This is a genomic window from Actinomycetes bacterium, from assembly GCA_024222295.1.
Taxonomy (GTDB): Bacteria; Actinomycetota; Acidimicrobiia; order Acidimicrobiales; family Microtrichaceae; genus JAAEPF01.
Map to the genome: position 1 here is coordinate 1 of JAAEPF010000097.1, position 3,160 is coordinate 3,160.

A 3,160-nucleotide genomic window follows, 5' to 3' on the forward strand; every position below is an offset into this window, starting at 1 on the left:
CTGCAGGTCCTGCAGACCCTCGGGCGTCTTCCCGCGCAGGAGGCGGAGCGTGCGAAGGAGCTCCAGGCTCAGCCCCGCCTTGCCCGGACGAGCCGAGAAGCGCTCCCCGCAATGCGCCAGGGCCTGCACCGCGCAGTCGATGGCCTCCGGGTAGCGACCGGTGTTGCCGTAGAGCACCAGCTTCAGGTTGAAGATCCGCGCCCGGTCCAGGGCCTCGGTGCTGTGCTCCAGCAGCTCGGCGAAGAGCGCCTCGGCCGCCTCGTGCTCGCCCACCAGGTAGTGGATCTCGGCGAGTTCGAAAGCCAGCGGGTAGCCATCACCTCCCCAGGGATCGGCGAGGAAGGCCCGCCCGGCCAGCAGGTAGCGCAACGCGGGCTCGAAGGCCGCGGAGCGCTTGGCCTTTCGACCCGCCTGAAGGTTCAGCCTGGCGTAGCGGGCACGCTCGCTCGTCTCCACCACCTGCGCCGCCCCGAAGTTGGCGTGCGTTGCGATGGAGAAGAGCCCCTCGTCCTGGAGCTCACCCGCGTCCAGCTCGGCGCGCGCCAGCTGCAGGTGCGTGGCCGCCCGATCGCCCTCGGAGAGCAGATCGTGGGCGGCCTGCTGCACCCGGTCGTGGGCGAAGCGATACCGAGGATCGAGGTCTCCAGCCGCCTCGGTCTGCATCAGCCGGTAGCTATCGTCGAGCGGCACGACCAGCTCCGCCTCGATGGCGGGCCACAGCGTGGTCGCGGCGGCTGCGGGCTCCACCTCCAGCACGGCGGCGAGGCGCTGCAGCCCGAAGCGGCTGCCGATGCACGCCGCCAGCTGCAGCGCGCGCGCCGTCGCGCCCTCCAACGCGCTGATCCGCCCGGTCATCAGCTCGACCACGTTGTCGGTGAAGCTGCGCTCGGCGATCTCCGACAGGTCCCAGCTCCAGACCCCCCGCTCACCCATGTGAAGGAGCCCGTCCCGCACGAGCTGCTCCAGGAACTGCCCGACAAAGAAGGCTCTCCTGCCATCTTCGTGGGTCGATCCCTGCCCTCGCTCCCCCTCGCATCGGACTCAAGACCGCCCGTGCCTTGGGGTAGCGCGTTGCGACCTCTGGGCTTGGGAATGGACATCAGCGGCGCGTGATGGATGAAGTGCGCACGCCCTCGCTCTACCGTCGAGTTGCAAGACCAGATGATGGAGTGGGACGTGCGCAAGCCGAGCTTATGGGCCAGATTGCTGGGCGTCGAGGGCGCTATCGTCGAGAGCGTAGAGATGGACCGCAGCGGCGTGCTGGTGGCGCAGATACGACCGCCGGCCCGGGAGCGGCGGAGGCCGAGGTGTCCCGACTGCGGACGGGTCTGCCCTCGCTACGATGCCGGCCGAGAACGCCGCTGGAGGGCGCTGGACCTCGGCTTCGTCCGAGCGTTCGTCGAAGCCCATGCGCCGCGGGTCAGGTGCGCAGAGCACGGTGTCAGAACGGCGAAGGTTTCCTGGGCCCGGCACCGTTCGGGCTTCACTCGAGCCTTCGAAGACACGGTGGCGTGGCTCGTCACCCAGTGCTCGAAGAGTGGGGTCGGAGAGCTGCTACGCCTCGGATGGCGGACCGTAGGTCGCATCATCGAACGGGTCGTGGCCGAGGCGGATCCGGCTGCGAGGCTCAAGAACGTGCGCCGGATCGGAATCGACGAGATCAGCTATCGGAAGGGTCATCGCTACCTGACCGTCGTGGTGGACCACGACACCGGGAAGCTGCTGTGGGCCGCGAATGGGCACGACGAGGCGACCCTATCGAAGTTCTTCGAGATGCTCGGTCCCGAGGGCTGCGCTCAGATCGAGCTGGTCAGCGCGGATGCCGCCGCGTGGATCAGGAACGCCGTTCGGCGCGGGTGTCCTGAGGCGACGCTGTGCATGGACCCGTTCCACGTCGTGTCCTGGGCGACGAAGGCTCTCGACCAGGTGCGGCGCGACGTGTGGAATACAGCACGCAAGGCGGGCCAGCGCGCTTCAGCCAAGGCGGTGAAGGGCGCGCGCTATGCGCTTTGGAAGAATCCAGACGACCTCACGCTGAAGCAGAAGGCCACTCTGGCTGCGATCAGCAAGACGAACAGACCCTTGTACCGGGCCTACCTGCTCAAGGAGCAGCTCCGGCAGGTGTTCCGACTTCGCGGAGAAGCCGGCAAGCGCCTGCTGGATCGCTGGCTGGCCTGGGCGCAGCGCTGCCGGTTGAAGCCCTTCGTCAAGGTTGGACGCTCGATCAAGCGGATGCGAACGGAGATCGACGCTGTGCTGACCCACGGGCTGACCAACGCTCGTGTCGAGGGCTTGAACACCCGGCTGCGACTGATCACGAGGCGCGCGTTCGGCTTTCACAGCGCCGAGGCCATCATCGCGCTCGGCCTGCTGAGCCTCGGCGGTCTCGCACCGTGCCTGCCAGGTCGATCCCCATGATCGACCCACGAACATGGCAGGAGACCCCAAAAAAAGAACACGATCCCGACTGCGTAGAAGCACCCGAAGCCACCCCCAACGAGGTTCCGGATGCACCCACGCCAACTTCTCCTGCTCGCCCTCAGCCTGCCCGCCGCCGCCGACATCGGCATCGAGGTTGCGCCTTTCATCGACAGCGGCCGAGTCGAGCTCGCCCTGGACGTCCCCGATGATCCGGAACGTCGACTCCTCGTCGATGGCGAGATCTGCGCGGAGGGCAAAGGCGTCGGCGCGCGGACCATCCTCGACGCCACCCGGCTCGAAGACGGGCCTCACCAGATCTCGCTGGAGGCGGGCGGAGAGGTCGCTGTTGCGCACATCGAGGTGCTCAACCCGCGCGCCGAGATCTTCGCCCACGAGGCGCCCCGCTTCCTGGTCCCCGGTGAGATCGCCGAGTTCCGCGTGGAGGCCGAGGCGGAGGCCGTGGAGATCGACTTCTCCGCGCTGGACCCGGACTTCGACCCCGCGGTCGTCGAGGTCGAGCGCGGAGACGCGTGGGTGATTCGCTATCGCGTACCGAGCGGGCCGGAGGGCGTCTTTCCGGCGCCGATTCGGGCCTACGACGCCGAGGGCCTGGCCTTGGAGATCGACGACCTGCGCCTCTTCCGCCTGGCCGCTGCGCTGCAGCCCTTCGAGAGCGAGGCGGCCATCCCCAGCTTCAACGCGATGCGCGCCAAGGAGGGCGACGGGGTCGTGGACATCC

Annotated in this window: 3 protein-coding genes; 2 read left to right on the forward strand and 1 reads right to left on the reverse strand. The window is 68.3% G+C overall.

Annotation, left to right across the window (positions count from 1 at the left end):
• Positions 1-933 (reverse strand): protein kinase (locus tag GY812_17620; protein ID MCP4437300.1); only part of this gene is annotated, 933 nt, incomplete at its 3' end.
• Between the two features lie 243 nt (positions 934-1,176).
• Here GY812_17620 and GY812_17625 point away from each other — a divergent pair.
• Both GY812_17625 and GY812_17630 read left to right on the forward strand, forming a co-directional pair.
• Complete coding sequence (locus GY812_17625; protein MCP4437301.1) at positions 1,177-2,418, forward strand: ISL3 family transposase; 1,242 nt, start codon at positions 1,177-1,179, stop codon at positions 2,416-2,418.
• Positions 2,419-2,508: 90 nt separating this feature from the next.
• Positions 2,509-3,160: hypothetical protein (locus GY812_17630; protein ID MCP4437302.1), on the forward strand; the 652-nt coding region annotated here is incomplete at its 3' end.